Below are 15,232 nucleotides of genomic sequence, written 5' to 3' on the forward strand. Positions count from 1 at the left end.
AACAAACAGGTCCGGCCATGCGGTCGGGCCGCTGGACCCCGCTGGCGCTGGCCGCCGCGCTGTTCCTCGCGGCCTGCTCGCTCGCCCCGACCTACGAGAAGCCGGACGTTGGCACACCCAACGCCTTCAAGGAAGCTGCACAACCAGCGGACGCACCGCTGGCCGCAGGCGAGCAAGGCAAGTGGAAGACCGCCGAGCCCGCGCTGCCCGCCGACGGCGCGTGGTGGAAGATCTTCAACGACCCGACGCTCGACAAGCTCGAAGCGCAGGCCGCTGAAGCCAGCCCCACACTGGCCGCCGCAGCCGCACGCGTGAACCAGGCGCGTGCCTTCGTGCAGGCCAACCGTGCATCGCTGTTCCCGGAACTGGATGCGGGCTTCGGCCCGACGCGCCAGCGGGCGTCGGCGGCATCGGCTGGCTTGCCAGTTGGCGCGCCCGTGCAGCCGCAGACGTACTGGCGTGCGCAGTCCACCGTGGCGTATGAGGTCGACCTGTTCGGCCGCGTGCGCAACAACATCGATGCCGCCGGCGCCGATGCCGAGCGTGTCGAAGCGCTGTACCGTGCCGCCCGTCTCTCATTGCAGGCCGACGTGGCGCAGACGTACTTCAGCCTGCGCACGCTGGATGCGGAAGAGGCCTTGCTGTCCCGCACGCTGGTCGGCCGTGAAGAGGCGCTCAAGCTGGTGCAGCGCCGCTTCAACACCGGCGACATTGGCGAGCTGGACGTTGCCCGCGCCGATGCAGAACTCGCCACGGCACGCTCCGACCGCATCGGCGTACAACGTCGTCGCGCGGTGCTGGAGCATGCACTGGCAACGCTGCTGGGCAAGGCACCGGCCGATTTCACGATGGGCACCGACCCCCTGCAATCTGCCGACGTGCGCGTACCGGCCGGGCTCCCTTCCGCCCTGCTGGAACGCCGCCCCGACGTAGCCGCGGCGGAACGCTCGATGGCTGCTGCCAACGCGCGCATTGGCGTGGCGCGTGCGGCGTTCTTCCCGCAACTGCAACTCACGGGTGGCTTCGGCTACGAGTCGCACGACATCGGCGACCTGCTCAAGTGGGGCAGCCGTACGTGGATTCTCGGGCCGCTGGTGGGCACCGCGCTGTCGCTGCCGATCTTTGACGGGGGCGCACGCAGTGCTGGCGTGAAGCAAGCGCGTGCGGCGTACGAAGAGAACGTTGCCAACTACCGCGAAAGCGTGCTCATCGCCTTCCGCGAGGTGGAAGACAACCTGTCGGAACTGCGCCTCCTGGCCGACCAATCCAAGGCCCAGGACGATGCCGTACGCGCTTCCACGCGTGCAGCGCAACTCTCGCGCACGCGCTACAACGCGGGGTCGGTCAACTACCTGGACGTGATCGATGCCGAGCGCAACATGCTGTCCGCCGAACGTATCGGCGTGCAACTGGCCGGCAGCCGCATGAACTCCACGGTGGGGCTCATCAAAGCGCTGGGCGGCGGCTGGGGCGATCTGCCGCCAGCCGCACCGGCCAACGCGTCTAACGCAGCCCAGCCCGCAACGGTGGCGCAGCAGTAAAAATTTCTCTCCTCTCTCTCTGGAAAGCGAGATCTGCGCGGCTTCGGCCGCGTTTTTTTTTCGTGCGTTCAGCGCGAACCTCTGGCCCCGCGCGCGTTCCAGCTCATCGCCCACGCATAGAAGCCGACCAGCGTGCCGAACTGCAGGAACACCGCCCACAGCAGAAAGATCTGCGGGTACCAGAGCATCGACCCCTTGAGCAGCACCACAGATGCCAGCGTGTACTGAAACGGAATGAAGACCGTCAGATACGCCATGCCCATGACGGACAACACCAGCTTGCGGATCAGGCCAAAGTCCAGCACGTTGTAGATCAGCGCATAGAGCCACGGTGTGATCAGCACAACCACGACCGACGCCTGCGTGAGCGAGCCGATCGACCCTCCGCCGTCATACGGAAAGCTCGCGGGCCACATGAAGAAGTAGAACTGGGCGCTCGCCTGAACCACGCCAATAAAGCGCAGCCAGTACGCCAGCGGCAACGCACGGCCGCCGATGAAGCGGGTGCCGAACAGCAACGCCAGCGTGACGATCATCCCGACCAGCCATTGCACGGCAGTGGGCAACGCGGCATCGCTGTGCGGATACGGAATGGCCCCAAAGCCCGGCACGAGCGCCTTCACGGCCGCCACGCGAACCTGCCCTTCCAGTGCCATGCTCCAGAAACCGATGATGCGTTCCCACAGACGCGCCACGGTTGGCCAGAGCGCGCAGTAGCCGGCGGTGAGCGCCAGCGGAATCCCGAGCACATCGATCCAGCGCGAGAGCGGGAACGCCAGACGCCGCATCGCGCGGTGCATGACGATGCGATCGCCGCGATAGCCGATCACCCGCTTGGGCTCATGCCCGCGCAATCGGCGCTTGGTGGGCAGGTCGTCGGCCGGCCCGTCTTCGATGGGCTTGGCGTTCATCGGAAGCTCCAGCGGAAGCCGATTTCACCGTAGGTGCGGTTGTAGAACGGGTTGTGGTAGTACTGCGCGCCGATGATGAGCAGCAGATCACGCGCGACACGCTCGCGCCACTGGATGGCGTAGCTCATGCTGTTGTAGTCCGCGCGCTCGGTGCCGGTGGTCAGCACCTGATAGGCCTCGCGGGCGTGCTCCACGCGCAGCACGAGCGCGCGCTTTTCGTCGTTGCCGATCGTGGCGGCAATGTACTGGCTCGGGCCGAACACCATGCCGGGATTAGCCCGGTTGAAACGCAGACCGCCCTCCAGCACGACCGACGGGAAATACGCCAGCGAGCTGAGCACCAGCCCCTGGTCATTGCGCACGCTGTCCTGGCCCTGCGCGTAGTAAGCGCCGATGCCGGCCACGAAACGGCGGTCCGGGCCGAACTTGCGATAGCCCGCCACATCCACACGCCACTTCGAAAACAGCTCACTGTTGCCTGTGCCCGCACCGACGAGAACGTAGTAATCCTCCGAGAGATCGCGCGTGAGCGAGAGCGCACCGTACTGGCCTGCAAAACCAAACCGGCTCTGCCGATCCAGCTCGGCCTGCCAGATGCCATATGAGGTGACCATCATGCCGCGCAAGGCCACTGCCGTGGCACCGCCAAAGCCGTCGCTCATACGGCCGGTGTCGAGCACGGCCTCGATGGCGGCGCGCTCCGGGGCGTAGGGTTCGGGCAGCGGCTCCGGCACGGTGGGCGCGGTGGCGCCGGGCGTCGGCACAGGCGTCGCGGCCAACGCCGTCGCATCCGCCGGCGGGGCGGCACCTTCCTGTGCAACCGGCTGTTCTGCTTCCGTTGCGGCTTCTTGCGGTGTTGCCGGCTCTGCCGGTTGCATCGCTTCGGCGGGTTGTGCCGCTTCTGTCGCTTGCGTCGGTTGTGCCCCTTCCGCGCCTTCCGCGGGCTTGGCGGCGGCATCGTGGGCGGCGGCCGGCTCGGCAGCCTGTGCCCACACCGCTGGCAATGTCATGCCGCAGATGGCAGCCGCCACCATCCACGCGATTGGAGTTCGGTTCACGCTGGTATTTCCCCGTCTGTTATTGACAGCGGGCGCCGGCCTTTTTTTGATGCGCGGCGGCGGCCCTTTCTGCTTGTTGTTTCGTGCTTAGCTGCCCGTGTTCAACTTGGCAGCAATGGCGAGCTTGGTGCCGGCGCCTGCCACCACCCGCCAGTTTTTTCCCTCCCTGACGATGCTGGCCTGGCCCGTTTCCACACGCGGCTCGGTATAACGATCCGCCGGGAACAGCCATGTCAGGTCGTTCAGTGTTTCCGGATTCTCAGCAATCACGCGCACGTCGCCGCGCTCCGATGTCGTGTGCCACACGGTCTTCTCACGCCGCTCGGCAAACTCGGCCATCTGCGTGATGGTGTGCCAGCGGAAGCGCTTGCGCGCCTCTTCCGCGTCGGCGGCTTCCATCAGTGCGTCAATGGCGTGCAGGTAGCGCACCGCGCCGGGGGGGTGGAAGTAGATCAGGCGGATCTCGCCGGAGTCTGTGGTGAACTTCACCAGCGAAGTCAGCCACGCCGCAATCTCCGCTTCCGGAATGTGCGCCATGTCGGCTTCTTCAATGGTCGCGTACTGGCCATACGTCTGCACCGGAAACGACCAGATGTGCTCGTCGCGCCGGCCGTTGCGATACGTGCGCGTCGGCCCCTGGCCGATGTTGCCGGTGAAGTAATAACCCTTGACGTTGTGCTCGTCCAGCCAGCGCGTCGCCCATTCGGGCTGGTTGCCTGTGGGCGCGGAATACTCGGTCTGCGGCTTGCCGGTCAGTGCCTCGATGGCGTCTGCGTTCTTCTGCAGGTAGGTCTCCATGGTGGTCTGGTTCTCTTCCGTCACGTTCAGGCCGAACCAGTCGTGAATCCAGCCGCCGTGGCTGCCCACCTCGTGCCCTTGCTTCATCAGGCCGTGCACCACTTCCGCAAAGGCGGGGTTGTGGGCGAGGTTGACGCCCAAGCCGTCGCCAAACTGGCGCTGGTCAGGGCCGGCGGTGATGTGGAAGCTGAACGGGCCGCGCTTGAACACGCCGTCTTCAATCAGCTTGTCTGTGGCGTCAATACAGATGCGCGCGTCGCAGTGCCAGTTCAGCACCAGGCCACCCACACCCTGCGGCGCCGGCGACAGGCGCGGCTGTTCCAGCACGTGGCCGGCAAAGTAGCTGAGGAAGCCGTGCATCAGCACGCCGTCGGTACGCAGCTTCAGATACGTCAGCGGCAGGTTGACGAACAGCACGTGGCCTTTGCCCACGGTGCGCTCGCCCGCGATGATCGAGTTGTCTTCGGAGCGCAGCAGCACCTTGCCAGCGTAGTCGCCCTGCGTGCGCAGGGTCGGGTACTGCAGCATGTCTTGCCCGTAGCCCGACAGCACCGCACGCCCATTCGACACAATCCAGCGCCCCGGCGGAATATGCAGATCGACCATCGCATCGGGCTGGCCATAGACGGTGGCCTGGCTGGCCATCTTTTCGCGCAGCGTTGAATAGAAACCGTACTGCACGCCGGCCAGCGTCGACATGCGCGAGGCGCCATCTTCGTAGAAGCCCTTTTCGTTGAGGATGCCGGCGTCGTACACCTGCATCAGTGCGCCGCCGTCCTGCACGAACTGGCTGATCTGGTTGACGAGCGCGGTGGTCATCGACCGGTGCACGGTGTCGGGCAGGATCACGCCGGCAAATACGCGCTCTCCATTCAACCCGTGGCGCACGAAATCCGACGCCGACATGGTGCGCAGGCGCAAGCCCTCTTCCAGTGCGGCGTCTTCCCACGCCTGCACGTAGATGCGGTTGTCTTGCCCGAAGTTGTCAGGCACCACCAGCACGATGTCGTCGGTCTGCGGGCGGCCTGGGCCGGCGCTGAGGTTGCGTGCCAGCAGCAGCGCGCAGGCAGCAAAGGCAATCAGGATAAGCAGACTGGTCAGGTGCTTGCGCCAGTCGATGCGCTTGGAAGGTGTGCTCATTGGGAAACAGCCAGTGCATGCGAGAGCCCGATCAGCGCGCCCTCTTCCATCAAGTTCCAGCGGCCTGCGGCGCGCCATTGCGGCGCGGCCTGCAGCCACTTCTGCGCGGTCGGTGTATCGCCCAGCGTGTAGGCAGCCCAGGCGATCAGGCCCCACGGGAACGGGTCTGCCTTGCCCGACAGCCACGTCTGCCCGTAGCGGAACTTCCACACCGCCCATTTACGCTGGGCGGCCGAGCCGGTTTCCAGGTCATGCACCCATGGATAGACCGGCGCAACCGCCGTCGGATAGAAGCCGTAGGGCGTGGGCGGCAGGCTCACGCGTGCGGGTTCCAGCGCGCCATTCCGTTGGTAACCATAGGCATGCGCAAGGCCGTCCATCATCTGCTTGTGTGTGGGCAGCGCGGCCAGCTCCAGCGTGTAGTGCAACGATGCCTTGGGGTCGGCGCGCAAGTGCTTGAGTGCCCAGGCCACTTCCACGTTGTCGGCAAAGTAGGCTTCGGGCCGATCGGCAAATGCCTGGAACGTCGCGCGCTTCGGGTCCCACAGGGTGGCGAGGTGCATCAACGCAAGGCTGCAGCTCGCCAGCAGTTGCGGCGGACCATGCAAGACCTCATTGACGAGCAGGCACCAGAACACCGCTTGCGAGTCATCCGCGTCGGCGTGGCCACATGCGGCCCAGCCGTCTGTGCCATTGCGGCAAAGGCGTGGAAACGTTCCATTGGGCTGTTGATACGGCAGCAACCAATTGGCCAGTCCAACCGCCGGGGCTTGCACGTCGGCACCCAGGCGGTGAGCGACCAGCAGCGATTCGATGGCGACGTAGGGCTCGACGTAATCGCCCTGGGCGAATACGGTCATGGCCCCGTCGGGCGTGGTGAAGTCTTCAAACATCGTGGCACCGTGCGCAGCGGCAGCCGACAGCACAAGCCCGACCAGCACGGCAAAGCAGCGGCGAACGCAAGCGCTCCAGAACGTGGCCATGCAAGCCTCCTTACCCTTCCACACGCGCGAACTCGTGCGCGGTAATTACGCCATGCACCACACAGCCTGCCGAGACGAACAGGCGGTTGCAGACGAGCGTGGTCGGTGCATCGGGGCGGCCGATGCGGCAGTTCGGTCCGAGCACGATGTCTTCAAAGCCGATCAGCGGGCCCAGCACCGCGCTGCCCGCACCGATCTCCAGGTTCTTGCGCGCCGATAGCGTGCCCGCGATGCGCACGCCGTCGCCCGTGCGCAGGTGCCCGTGCGTCTTGATACTGCCTTCGAGCACCATGCCGCCCGCGACACGGCAGTCGCCGCGCACCACGTAGTCGCAATCGGTTGCCTCGTTGGCCGCGAGCGTGGCATCGCCGTCGAGCACGCGCCGCTCCGTGGCCGGCTTCGGCAAACCGACCGGCTGCGCTGCGCTGCGCACGTCGCCAAACATCACCTCACCGGCGCCGGCCCGCTCGAAGCGCGCCGGGGCGGCCATCTCGATGCGCTCCTCCGCCGTGACACGGCCTTCGACACGCACGTTGGGCAGCAACCGCACATTACGGCCATGCACCCAGCGCTGCACCACCACGTTCTCGCCCAGTTCGATATCGCCCTCGGCCAGGCAGGCACGCAGGCGGGTATCGCGCTCGACTTCGACATCCTGCTCGACATACAAGTCGGCACGCACGCGGCTGCGTGGGCCCAGCCACGCGTTGCCCCGGAACACGACGATGTGGTTCACCTTGTCGAGCATGCGCGCCAGCCCCGACTGCTCGGCTGCGGGGCGGCCGCGCGGGTCGCGCCCCACGCTCAGTTCTGCGCTCACGGGCACCTCGTAGGCGGCACCTTCGGCACGCATGGCATCAACATCCACGCCGTACTGCTCTTGCAGCCGGCGGCGGAAGCTGTTGGCAAAGAAGGTGAGATTGTTCGGCTGGTCACGCCGCATCGGCAACGGCGCGGAGTCGGTCGGACGCAGCCATTCCGACAACGCCGGCAGGAACGGCAGTACGAGCAGGCCAGCAACCGCGCCGCTCAGCAGCAGCACGCTTCCGATCATGTGCCCTCCGGGCCGGTGTGCACGGGCACCTCGCCAGCCATGATGTTGACCACGCCCGCGGCTTCCGTGCGGAAGCGCTCGGTCTTGTCCCACACCAGTTCGCGCTTTTTCACGGCGTCGATGACTTGCGTCACACCCGCGCGCGCGATCGTCATCATGCTGACCAGGAAGCCGAACAGGTTCAGCGGCAGCAAGCGGATACGGTTGCGATGGCCATCGAGGTAGGTGGCCGCCGCAATCTCGAAGAAGGCCGCATTCGTGCCCAGCCCGCCATAGCACAGCAGCGCCGCCAGAAGAATCCAGCCCGAGACGATGGACTGCGCCGCCGCATAGAACAGGATGACCGCCACCACCCAGCCGGCCAGCTGCACCATCGGCATGACGAAGATCAGCAGCAGCAACGCACCGTCCAGCCGCTCAAGCCGGCTGATGCGGTCATTGGCGAGCAGCTTGCGGATGTTCTGCACCATCACCTGGTTGTGGCCGCGCGACCAGCGGCTGATCTGCTTGAGCCGCACGGGCCAGACTTCGGGCACCTCTTCGTAGCATTCGGAGCGGTTCTGGTAGACCGTTTTCCAGCCGTGCTGCAGCAGGCGGAACGTCACATCGGTGTCTTCGGCCAGCGTGTCGATGTTCCAGCCGCCGATATCGTCCAGCGCGCGACGGCGGATGCCGCCCACGGTGCCGCCGTACTGCGGTACCAGGCCCAGGTTCATGCGGGCGGTCTGGTCGACCTGGTAGCCGCCGGAGCGCTCCAGATCGAGCAGGCGCGTGAGCAGGTTCGCGCCGGCATTCACCGGCACCACGCGGCCCATGATGGCGCCCACTTCCGGGTCGAAGAACGGGGCCACGAGTTGTTTGATCAGCCCGCGCGCCGGCAGGTAGTCGGCGTCGAACACGATCATGATCTCGGCGTCGATCAACTGCGTGGCATCGCGCAACGCAGCCGCCTTGCCGGGCCGGCCTTCGGTGCGGTGGAACAACTGGAAGCGGCCCGGGTTGCGCGCTGCAATCTCGTCGATGATCTCGCGCGTGCGGTCCTTGGAGCGATCGTTGACCGGCATGATGGTCAGCTTGTCGCGCGGGTAATCCACCAGCAGCAGCGCGTTGAGGCAATCGGCAATCACGCGCTCTTCGTTGTGCGCCGCCACGCAGACGACCACGCTCGGCCACACACCCTGTTCAATGTCGAGGTACGGCTGACGCTGACGGCCGAACAGCCGGTTCAGCGTGAACAGGTAGTGCCGCGCGGTGTAGACGACGAGCAGCGTGATGATGCAGAACGCCAGCACCAGCAGGATATCGATCGCAAGCGTGGACATGGTCTTCGTTGCCTTCGGCCGTCAGGCCGCTTGAAGTTCTTCGCCCAGAAACTCCTGGACATGCGCACCGCCCAAGGCGGCCACGATGCGCTGCGAGGCGAGCCCGTCGCCATATGGGTTCAGGCGCTGCGAGAACGCACGCCAGGCGTCGTCGTTGTCGTACAGGTGGCTGACGGCACCGACGATGCTGTCCACCTCCGTGCCGACCAGGCGCACGGTGCCGGCCTGCACGGCCTCCGGGCGCTCCGTCACGTTGCGCATGACGAGCACCGGCTTGCCCAGCGACGGCGCTTCTTCCTGCACGCCGCCCGAGTCGGTCAGGATCACGTGGGCGCGCTGCATCAGGCGCACGAAGCGGGCGTAGTCCAGCGGCTCGATCAGGTGCACGTTCGGCAGGCCTGCCAGGGCGGTCTGCACGGGCCCGCGCACGTTCGGGTTCAGGTGGATCGGATAGACGATCTGGATGTCGTCGCGGCGCGCCAGCTTGGCCAGTGCCTCGCAGATGTTGGCGAACCCCGAACCGAAGTTTTCGCGGCGGTGACCCGTCACCAACAGCACCTTGCGGTCGTCCTTCAGGAACGGGAAATGCGCATCCAGCTCGGTGCGGAAGGCGTCGTCCTTCAGGATGCGCTGGGTGGTCTGCAGCAGCGCGTCGATCACGGTATTGCCCGTCACCAGGATGCGGCCGCCCAGGTTTTCCGCCTGCAGGTTGCGGCGCGATGAATCGGTCGGGGCAAACAGCAGGTCGGCGCACACGTCGATGGTGCGGCGGTTCATCTCTTCCGGCCACGGTTGGTAAAGGTCGCCCGTGCGCAGGCCGGCTTCAACGTGGCCAATGGGAATGCGACGGTGGAACGCAGCCATGGCCGACATCATCGCGGTGGTCGTGTCGCCGTGCACCAGGATGCGGTCGGGACGCACCGTCTCCAGCACGTCGTCAAACGCCGTGAGCAGACGGGCACTGAGCCCGTTCAGCGTCTGGTTCTGCGTCATCAGCTCCAGGTCGTATTGCGGCGTGATGTCGAACAGGTCCAGCACCTGCTGCAGCATCTGCTTGTGCTGCCCCGTCACGCAGACGACGGACTCCATGGCCGACTGCTCGGCCAGCGCCTTGACGAGCGGCGCCATCTTGATCGCTTCGGGCCGTGTGCCGAAAACGGAGAGAATTTTCATAGCCGGATAGAAGAAGCACGGCATGCGCATCGCAGACGCGCATACAGCACACAGGACTGACGAAGGGAATCGGGTGACGCCTCCTCCGTGCCTCCTTCTTGTTCTTATGCGACCGTGGGGGCGGGGAAACCGGGCGTCGTGCAGGCCGCAATTTTCTCAATGAACACGCCATTACCGCCACCCCTCTTTTTTTTAAACAGAAAGGCTGACTAGGATTACCCCTTCTTTAGGGGGTGCCGGAAATAACGGGCGCTAACGGAGAAAATGAGATGAAGGATCACGTGCGTTGCTGAACCTGTCCGCAAGGCGCGGATCCGCACTGACATTGGTGCTGCAGCAGGTTGATTGCCTGAACGCGGATTATCGATGAATCAATCTGCGTTTCATCTTCGGCTTTTCTTGAAGTCGAAGCATGCGTAATTGCAACGCAAATGAAAACACAAAAAGGATAAATTATTCCCACCCATTAGTGGGGTATGCCGATTTATCTGAAAAAAAACGCGGCGTCTTCCAAACGCCGCGCGCTGTGCACTTTGGGGGAAGCACAGGAGTTAAATCGATTCGAGTTCGCGGCCGCGTGTCTCCGGCAACGTGAGTGCTGCCACGATGAGCAGCCCATAGGCGCCCGCCGCGAAGATGCCAATGGCATGCCCCAGCGACGAATGCGCGCTCACCTGCCCGATCAGGAACGGAAAGCACGCGCCCACAGCCCGGCCAACGTTGTAGCAAAAGCCCTGGCCGGAACCACGCACCGCCGTCGGGAACAACTCGGTCAGGAAGGCGCCCATGCCCGCAAAGATGCCCGAGGCAAAGAAGCCCAGCGGCAGGCCGAGCAGCAGCATTGTGCTGTCGGTCACCTCCAGCTGCGTGTAGGCCAGCGCCACCACCATCGAGCCCACGGCAAACAGGATGAAGTTGCGCTTGCGGCCAAGGCGGTCAGTCAGCACCGCGCTGGTCAGGTAGCCGACGTACGAACCGATGATCACCACGGCCAGATAACCGCCCGTGCCCAGCACGGTCAGATGGCGCTCCGTCTTCAGGAACGTCGGCAGCCACGTGGTGATGGCGTAGTAGCCGCCTTGCGCACCGGTGGTCAGCACGGCGGCACGCAGCGTGGTGCTCAATAGCCGCGGAGAGAAAATCTCGAAGAAGCTCGTACGCTCGGCGGCTTGTGACTTCGCTTCCTGAAACACCTCCGGCTCTTTCACCAGACGGCGCAGGAAGAACACGAACACCGCCGGCACGATCCCCACGAGAAACAACGCGCGCCATGCGGTTTCAGGCGGCATCACGCTGAAGAACCACGCATACAGCAATGCCGACGCGCCCCACCCCAGCGCCCACCCCGCTTGCACCATGCCAACGGCCTTGCCGCGATCCTGCGAGCGAATGGCCTCGCCGATCAGCACCGCGCCAGCCGTCCATTCCCCGCCAAAGCCGAAGCCCATGAGCGTGCGAGCAATCAGCAATTGTTCGTAGTTCTGCGCGAGGCCGCACAGGAAGGTAAACACGGCAAACCAAAGGATGGTGATCTGCAACGCGCGCACGCGCCCGATACGGTCTGACAAGATGCCCGCTACCCAGCCGCCCGCCGCCGATGCCAGCAGCGTGCACGTGCCGATCAACCCCGCATCGGCCTTGGAAAGGCCCCACACGCCGATCAACGTAGGGATGACGAAGCTCAGGATCTGCGTGTCCATCGCGTCGAGCGCGTAGCCCACCTTGCAGCTCCAGAACGTACGGCGCTCCTGCGTGGAGATCTCTCGGTACCAGCGGAACAAACCGCCGGAGTTGGCTGCGGCAGTGGCGTCCGTCCCAGCGGGCGCTCGCGCAACCGTTGCTTCGGTTGTCATGGTGTTTCCTCCTTGTTACTGATGCTGTCTCGATGCGTCTATCGCTTATTGCTATAAACCAGCGCCTCTGCGTGCGCCAGTTGGAACCCCGGTACCCGTCCGTCTTGCGGTCTTTCGGTCTTTCGGTCTTTCCGACTTTTGGTCTTGCAGCTGCGTGTTCAGGCCAACGCCGCGGTACGCAGGTCGGTGATCAACATGTGCCCCGGCGCATGCGTGATGCACAACTCAGGCCGCGCCTGTTGCACCACCGCCTGGGGTGTCACGCCACAAGCCCAGAACACCGGCACTTCGCCCGGCTGCACAGGCACCGCATCGCCCCAATCGGGCTGTGCGAGATCAGCGATGCCGATGGCCGCCGGATCGCCAAAATGCACAGGCGCGCCGTGTGCACGCGGCATGCGCGAGGTGATCTCGATCGAGCGGATGGCATCGGGCACCGACATCGGCCGCATTGACACCACCAGCTTGCCCGCCAGGCGGGACGTGCCGATCGTGTCGACCGACGTGCGATACATCGCCACGTTGCGCGACATGGCGATATGGCGCAGCGGCACGCCCGCTTCCATCAACGCATGCTCGAACGAGAACGAGCAGCCGATGGCGAAGGCGACCATGTCGTCGGTCCACAGCGCTTCAACGTCGGCCGGCTCGTCGGCCAGTTCGCCGTTGCGGTAGACGCGATAGCGCGGCACGTCGCGGCGCACGTCAACGTCCTGCCCCAGATGGCGGAACACGGGCACGCCGGGTTCGGTCACGTCCAACAGGGGGCACGGTTTCGGGTTGAGTTGGCAGAAGCGCAGAAACTCGTTGGCCCACGTATCGCGCAGCATCACGATATTGGCCTGCACGTAGCCATCGCACAGGCCGCTGGTGTGGCCGCGCAGCACGCCCGAGCGCGCCGCAAGGCGGGCGGAATACGGATTTGCGTACGCCACGCTGGCACCCGGGCGGGTGTGTACGGGCATCGGCGCCGGGTGTTCCGGCACTCTTTTTGCCTGGGCTGTCTCCACTGCCGTCATCATTCAAGCTCTTCCACAAGGTGGTTCGTGCGCCAAATTGTGAAAGCGCGATGAAACGCGGTCCAACGAAAGTTTCGGATTGCAGGCGATAGGAAAAGGTGATTGCCAAGGCGGGTGCCGCATCCGCGCGTGTAGAATCCGTCGCCCCTCCGTTTTGCCGCTCTTCGCCCGACATGGACTACCAAGCGATCCTGGACACCATCCACCGCGACATCCAGCCGTATCTCGGCCAGGGCCGGGTTGCCGACTACATCCCCGAGTTGGCCGGCGCCAGCGCAGCGGATTTCGGCATGGCCCTCGTCACGCTCGGCGGCGACGTCTACACGGTGGGCAAGGCGAATGTGCCGTTTTCGATTCAAAGCGTCTCCAAGCTGTTTGCCTGCACGCTGGCCTTCCAGCTCGAAGGCGAAACGCTCTGGCAACGCGTCGGCCGCGAACCCTCCGGCAATGCTTTCAACTCGCTGGTGCAGCTCGAATACGAGAACGGCATCCCGCGCAACCCGTTCATCAATGCCGGTGCGCTGGTCGTGACCGACGTGCTGTGCCGCCGCTTCGTGCAGGCTGAAACCGCACTGGTGCAATTCATGCGGCGGCTGGTCGACAACCCGCGCATCGACTACGTGCGGCGCGTGGCCGAATCCGAACTGGCCCATGCCGACCGCAATCGCGCAATGGCCCACTTCATGAGGAGCTTTGGCAACCTGCACATGCCGGTGGAAACCGTCATCGATGCGTACTGCCGCCAATGCGCCATCGAGATGGACTGCACCGACCTCGCCCGCGCGGTCCTGTTTCTCGCCAACGGCGGCGTCGTGCCATGGAGCGGCGAGCGCATCGTCGATGCCAGCCCCGCCAAGCGCCTCTCTGCACTGATGCTGACCTGCGGTACCTACGACGCGGCAGGCGACTTCGTCTATCGCGTGGGGCTGCCGGCCAAGAGTGGCGTGGGCGGCGGCATCGTTGCCGTGCTGCCGGGCGAGTTTGGCGTGTGCGTGTGGTCTCCGGGGCTGGACGTCAGTGGCAACTCGCTCGCCGGCCTTCAGGCGCTGGAATGGCTCACGACGCTGACCGGCCGCTCGATCTTCTGACGCTGCCGCGACTGCACGCTTGCGTGGCTCAGGCGGCCTAGGCGGCTTCCGTGTTGCGCTCGACTTCTTCGGCAATGGCATAGCGCGGGCCGACCGACAGGCAGAATTCCCGCGCCATCGTTCGCGCCAGGCCAACAATGGCTTCGTGCACCTCCAGCCCCGCTCCAGCGCGCCACGACGCGATGATCGGCAAAGTGGGCAACGCGGGCTCCACATCCAGTACCGTCAACGCGCCGCTCTCAATGCGGTCGCGTACCAGCACGGTGGGCAACGCGCCCACGCCGAAGCCATCGCCCACCAGGCGCGTCATGGCGGCCACCGAATTGACGCAGTTCACGCGCGGTGATTCCACCCCGCTCAGGTGCAGCAGGTTCAGCATGTCTTGATGCGGCCGCGAGTTGCGCACGAAGGTGATGAGCCGTTCGCGCGCCAGTTCACCCAGGCTGCCGTACGGGTGGGCCAGCCGGGAGTTGGTGGCGACCACCCAGTGGATCGGGTACTGCGCGAGCTGCACGTTGCGCACACTTTCGGCGCGCAGCAGATCGGTCTGGAAAGCAATGTCGAGCGCGCCCTTCTGCAAGTGCTCGACGAGGTGCATCGCGCTGTCGGCCACGAGTTCGATTTCCAGCGCAGGAAACATCTCGGCCGTGCGCGCGATGAGCGGCGAGAGCCACGTATGGATGACGCTGTCCATCGCCCCCACCCGCACGCGCCCTTCAAAGCCCGGGCGTTGTGCCACGGCTGCCTGCAACTGGTGCAGCGTGCTCACCATGCGGTCAGCATATTCGAGCACCTTGTGGCCATCGGGCGTGAGTTGCACGCCGCGTGTGTCGCGGTCAAACAGGCGCACGCCCAGCTCTTCTTCCAGCGCGGCAATCCGCGCCGAAATGGACGCCTGCGTGGTGAACAGCTTGTCTGCGGTAAGGCGAAAACTACGCAGCCGCGCCACCCAGACAAAGGTTTCCAGAAAACGTAGGTTCATGCCCTGCCCCTCGTGTTGTTGTAGGTGGCTCGCTTGCGTTGCACCCGCTGCGCCATCGGCCCCATGCAGCGCGTTTAGGTTACGGATTTTCGTGCTGCGGCGCACGCTCATGCATGCCTGTTCGGCGGTTTTTACCAAAGCCCCGCCAAAACTGCCACGGACCCTCGTAGTTTCTACAAACGCGGGCGCGCCCACACCGCGGCGCACTACGTAATTTGCCAATAGCTGTGCTGGCAACCGGCGTCCAGAATGCCCTTATCACCCGCTTGCTTTCAATCAGGCCCACCCCGCATGGGGCGCAGCTGGAGGA

Annotated in this window: 12 protein-coding genes; 2 read left to right on the plus strand and 10 right to left on the minus strand. The window is 65.0% G+C overall.

Annotated features, from left to right (window positions below; all coding sequences use genetic code 11):
- The first annotated feature begins 17 nt into the window (after positions 1–17).
- On the plus strand, positions 18–1,541 hold the full coding sequence (locus tag BM136_RS11435; protein ID WP_092971955.1) for an efflux transporter outer membrane subunit: 1,524 nt from the start codon (positions 18–20) through the stop codon (positions 1,539–1,541).
- 68 nt (positions 1,542–1,609) lie between these two features.
- Here BM136_RS11435 and BM136_RS11440 read toward each other — a convergent pair whose 3' ends face one another.
- The 9 genes from BM136_RS11440 to BM136_RS11480 form a co-directional block, all read right to left on the minus strand.
- On the minus strand, positions 1,610–2,452 hold the full coding sequence (locus BM136_RS11440) for a hypothetical protein (RefSeq protein WP_092971956.1): 843 nt from the start codon (positions 2,450–2,452) through the stop codon (positions 1,610–1,612).
- Entirely contained in the window at positions 2,449–3,510 is a 1,062-nt protein-coding gene (locus BM136_RS11445) for a YaiO family outer membrane beta-barrel protein (RefSeq protein WP_254775663.1), read from the minus strand. Before BM136_RS11445 ends, BM136_RS11440 begins: the two co-directional genes overlap by 4 nt.
- Before the next feature lie 87 nt (positions 3,511–3,597).
- A complete protein-coding gene (locus tag BM136_RS11450) occupies positions 3,598–5,448 on the minus strand; it encodes a polysaccharide deacetylase family protein (protein WP_092971957.1) in 1,851 nt (616 codons plus the stop codon).
- A complete protein-coding gene (locus BM136_RS11455; RefSeq protein ID WP_254775664.1) occupies positions 5,445–6,431 on the minus strand; it encodes a hypothetical protein in 987 nt (328 codons plus the stop codon). The genes BM136_RS11450 and BM136_RS11455 overlap by 4 nt, the downstream gene beginning before the upstream one ends.
- A gap of 10 nt (positions 6,432–6,441) precedes the next feature.
- On the minus strand, positions 6,442–7,485 hold the full coding sequence (locus tag BM136_RS11460) for a bactofilin family protein (RefSeq protein WP_092971958.1): 1,044 nt from the start codon (positions 7,483–7,485) through the stop codon (positions 6,442–6,444).
- Complete coding sequence (locus BM136_RS11465; protein WP_092971959.1) at positions 7,482–8,807, minus strand: glycosyltransferase family 2 protein; 1,326 nt, start codon at positions 8,805–8,807, stop codon at positions 7,482–7,484. The genes BM136_RS11460 and BM136_RS11465 overlap by 4 nt, the downstream gene beginning before the upstream one ends.
- A 21-nt stretch (positions 8,808–8,828) precedes the next feature.
- Positions 8,829–9,980 (minus strand): non-hydrolyzing UDP-N-acetylglucosamine 2-epimerase, encoded by a 1,152-nt coding sequence (wecB, locus tag BM136_RS11470; RefSeq protein WP_092972307.1) that lies wholly within the window; start codon positions 9,978–9,980, stop codon positions 8,829–8,831.
- A gap of 551 nt (positions 9,981–10,531) precedes the next feature.
- Entirely contained in the window at positions 10,532–11,833 is a 1,302-nt protein-coding gene (locus BM136_RS11475) for an MFS transporter (RefSeq protein ID WP_092971960.1), read from the minus strand.
- Positions 11,834–11,991: 158 nt separating this feature from the next.
- Positions 11,992–12,798 carry a putative hydro-lyase gene (locus tag BM136_RS11480; RefSeq protein ID WP_092971961.1) on the minus strand — a complete coding sequence of 269 codons (807 nt, stop codon included), beginning with the start codon at positions 12,796–12,798 and terminating at the stop codon, positions 11,992–11,994.
- Between the two features lie 227 nt (positions 12,799–13,025).
- Here BM136_RS11480 and BM136_RS11485 point away from each other — a divergent pair, with 227 nt between their 5' ends.
- Entirely contained in the window at positions 13,026–13,940 is a 915-nt protein-coding gene (locus tag BM136_RS11485; RefSeq protein ID WP_092971962.1) for a glutaminase, read from the plus strand.
- 37 nt (positions 13,941–13,977) lie between these two features.
- Here the strand turns inward: BM136_RS11485 and BM136_RS11490 are convergent, their stop codons facing one another.
- A complete protein-coding gene (locus tag BM136_RS11490) occupies positions 13,978–14,922 on the minus strand; it encodes a LysR family transcriptional regulator (RefSeq protein ID WP_092971963.1) in 945 nt (314 codons plus the stop codon).
- Between the last annotated feature and the right edge of the window lie 310 nt (positions 14,923–15,232).

This window comes from Ralstonia sp. NFACC01 (assembly GCF_900115545.1).
Classification (GTDB): Bacteria; Pseudomonadota; Gammaproteobacteria; order Burkholderiales; family Burkholderiaceae; genus Ralstonia; species Ralstonia mojiangensis.